The sequence below is a fragment of the Streptomyces sp. NPDC053513 genome (genome assembly GCF_044544765.1).
Taxonomy (GTDB): domain Bacteria; phylum Actinomycetota; class Actinomycetes; order Streptomycetales; family Streptomycetaceae; genus Streptomyces; species Streptomyces litmocidini.
The window spans coordinates 1-2897 of record NZ_JBITXP010000056.1 but is presented as its reverse complement, the minus strand read 5'-3'; the positions used below and the strand labels follow the sequence as shown (position 1 = coordinate 2897).

Sequence of the window (2897 nt, the reverse complement as noted above, 5' to 3'; positions counted from 1 at the left end):
TCATGCACCCGCGCGGTCGTTCCGGGACCGGTTCGCCCGGCACGCCAAGCCGTGAACACCGGCTCGATCAAAGCCCATCGGGCGTCGGAGACGTCGCTGCGATACGGGCGTCGAGAAGTCACTCAAGGTGTAACGACGCACGTCCGGCTTGGTCACAGCGAACGGATCAAACCGCCCGCAACGTAGATCAGATGCCCTCTTAGAGGTCCTAACAGAAGCCGCTGATGGTGTGACTGTCGGCTTGGATGCTCGTTGGTCCGTTCGTGGCGAAGAGGAACTCTCGGCCGTGGAACGTGTCGGACGAACTGTGGTCGCTGATCGAGCCGTTGCTGCCCGCCCCGGCACCGAAGCTGGTGGCGGGGCGGCCGCGGGTGCCCGACCGGCAGGCTCTGTGCGGGATCCTGTTCGTCCTGCATACCGGGATCCAGTGGGAGTACCTGCCCCAGGAGCTCGGCTTCGGCTCTGGCATGACCTGCTGGCGACGGCTTGCCGCGTGGAACGAGGCCGGTGTCTGGGACCAGCTGCACCTGGTCCTGCTCAAGAAGCTGCGGTCGGCCAAGCAGCTGGACTGGTCTCGGGCGGTGATCGACTCCTCCCATGTCAGGGCCGCTCGACGCGGCCCAAAAGCGGTCCCAGCCCGGTCGACCGTGCACGGCCGGGCAGCAAACACCATGTCCTCGTCGACGGGCAGGGCATCCCGCTCGCCGTGTCGCTGACCGGCGGAAACCTCAACGACGTCACCCAGCTGATGCCCCTGCTCGCGAAGATCCCGTCCGTCGCCGGCCTGGTCGGACGACCGAGGCGGCGACCGGACGTGCTGCTGGCCGACCGAGGCTACGACCACGACAAATACCGCCGCCTTGTCTGGGCCCAGGGCATCAAACCGGTGATCGCCCGGCGCGGTGTCCCGCACGGCTCCGGCCTCGGTGTCCACCGCTGGGTCGTCGAGCGGACGATCTCCTGGCTGCACGGTTTCCGGCGTCTCCGCGTCCGGTGGGAGCGACGCGACGACATCCACGAGGCCTTCCTCGGCCTCGCCACCTGCCTCATCACCCACCGACACGTCCAACGCCTTTGTTAGGACCTCTTAGGCCACCGTTTCTCGCACGACCGCCCCGGTCATGGACCGCTGTGGTCCACTACTCGCCTGCGTACGCGATCGGCAGCCAACAGCCCCGGCCGAATCGTATCGGTCGGGGCTGTTTTGGTGTGGGGCTACTCTCAGTCTTCCGTCCACATTGCGCGGACGTAGGCCTCATGTTCGTTCAGAAGCCCGGCCTCGTCCTCCGGAGTCCGGATGATTGAGCCGCCACCATTCTCGAGCATCACCATTGAGGGCAGTAGGAGCCCCCGCAGGAGACCGTGCAGGACGAAGCTGTTGGTGTTGCAGTACCTGTCGTACAGCGCCTGGGTGAACCGTTGGAACACCGCCAGTTCCACGTCGCTCCCGCCGAGCCGCTGGTTGAAGGCCAGCCCGGTGGGCACGCCCAGCAGATCACCGGTCTGTTGGGCGAGGGCGGCGAAGGTCTGGCCCACACCGAAGCCGGGATCCCAGATGATCCTCGAACCGTCGTCGGTCTGGAACGGATAGCCCATTAGTCCCACCTCGTCATGATCACGACGCCCGGATGCTCTTCTCTGAGCTTTTGCAACCGGGCCTCAACCGCGTCGATAAATCGCTGATCCTGGTTCCCATAGGTGAACCGGAAACCGATTGGGGCGTCCGCATAGAACTCGGGGAGTTGCTTCCGGGCAGCTAGATACTTGGCGAACTTACCGTTGATGTGCTTGTCGAGCCACTTGGTGTCGTCCCAGCCTCCGATCGCGCTCTTGAGCTCCCAAAGGACGTCACCGTCGATGTGGTCGATGTCAGTGATGAGGTTCCCGGTGACGGGGTCGAAGACCTCCCATTCCTCCTTACCCTCAAGGCAGCCTTTGGCGGCGGACGCGGCAGCCACCTGTGTGCCCATCATCGGTGCGATGCCGGATGAAGCGTTCATGGTGACCGCACCGATGATCTTGCAGCCGCGCCGGATCAGCTGGAGGCCGTCCCATGCCCTTTCGAGAGCCTTGAGCTTGGCACCGATGAGGGCCTCGGCAACCAGGCTTCCGCAGTCCTTGAAGCTCACATTGTCGATGCATGCTTCGAGGTCCCCGAGTCCGGTGACCGCGCTGGTGAAGGCGTGGAGCTCCTCCATGGCCTGTTTGAACTCCGGGCCCATGGAGATGATGTCGCAGCCGATTTCGTTGTGCTGGCACCAGCGGGCGAATTCATACGGGTTGCAGGGCACGATCGCCTGGCCGCACCGGTAGATCTTGCGGGCCTGGTAACCGGGGTCCTGTTCGGCCTTCTGCTTGGCCTCGACGGCTGCCTTGCGGCGGGCTTCCTCCTCCGCCAGGTATTTCTTCACCGAGACGATGAAGGTTTCCTGCGCTGCCTTGAGCGCTGCGTCCGCGTCCTGACCGGCGGCGACAGCTGACTGGCGTGCCTGCTCGGCGGAAGCCCAGGCGGAGGAGGCGGATGCCTGGGCCATTTCGGAGGACAGTGTGGCGTCAGTGGCAGAGATCGCCGCGGCCTCGGATGCGGTGTTGGCCTCGTTGGCCGCCTTGCGGGCGGTGACTGCCGAGGCGGCGGCGCGGGCTGCCGAGGCTTCGGCGTCCTTGGCGTACTGGTCGGCTTTAGACGGCGTTTCCTTTGGTGTGACCGTTCGTTGGGCGGTGCATGACGGATCTCGTGGAGCGACTGGTGCCGGACGAGTTGTGGGTGCTGTTCCGGCGAGTGGTGCCGCCGACCGAGGTGAAACGTCCGCAGGGCGGTGGCCGGCGCCGGGCCGGTGACCGTGAAGCCCTGGCGGCGATCATCTTCGTGGCAACGTCGGGCTGCACGTGGCGGCAGC

4 protein-coding genes are annotated in these 2897 nt (G+C 65.4%); 2 read left to right on the top strand and 2 right to left on the bottom strand.

Annotation, left to right across the window (positions count from 1 at the left end; genetic code table 11):
• Window positions 1-245: 245 nt before the first annotated feature.
• Window positions 246-1081, top strand: a protein-coding gene (locus tag ACIGW4_RS38075; RefSeq protein ID WP_399586311.1) for an IS5 family transposase whose coding sequence is annotated in 2 segments (ribosomal slippage) — window positions 246-621 and window positions 621-1081 — 837 coding nt in all. Because the reading frame shifts where the segments join, the coding sequence is not laid out codon by codon here.
• Window positions 1082-1221: 140 nt separating this feature from the next.
• On the opposite strand, the gene ACIGW4_RS38070 is transcribed toward ACIGW4_RS38075, so the two are convergent.
• The gene (locus tag ACIGW4_RS38070) at window positions 1222-1596 is read right to left on the bottom strand and encodes a DUF6086 family protein (protein ID WP_399586309.1); all 375 of its coding nucleotides are present in this window, start codon (window positions 1594-1596) and stop codon (window positions 1222-1224) included.
• Window positions 1596-2534, bottom strand: coding sequence for a hypothetical protein (locus tag ACIGW4_RS38065; protein WP_399586308.1), 939 nt, complete (start codon window positions 2532-2534; stop codon window positions 1596-1598). The genes ACIGW4_RS38070 and ACIGW4_RS38065 overlap by 1 nt, the downstream gene beginning before the upstream one ends.
• A gap of 188 nt (window positions 2535-2722) precedes the next feature.
• Here ACIGW4_RS38065 and ACIGW4_RS38060 point away from each other — a divergent pair.
• On the top strand, window positions 2723-2897 hold a 175-nt coding region (locus ACIGW4_RS38060), incomplete at its 3' end, for a transposase (RefSeq protein ID WP_399586313.1).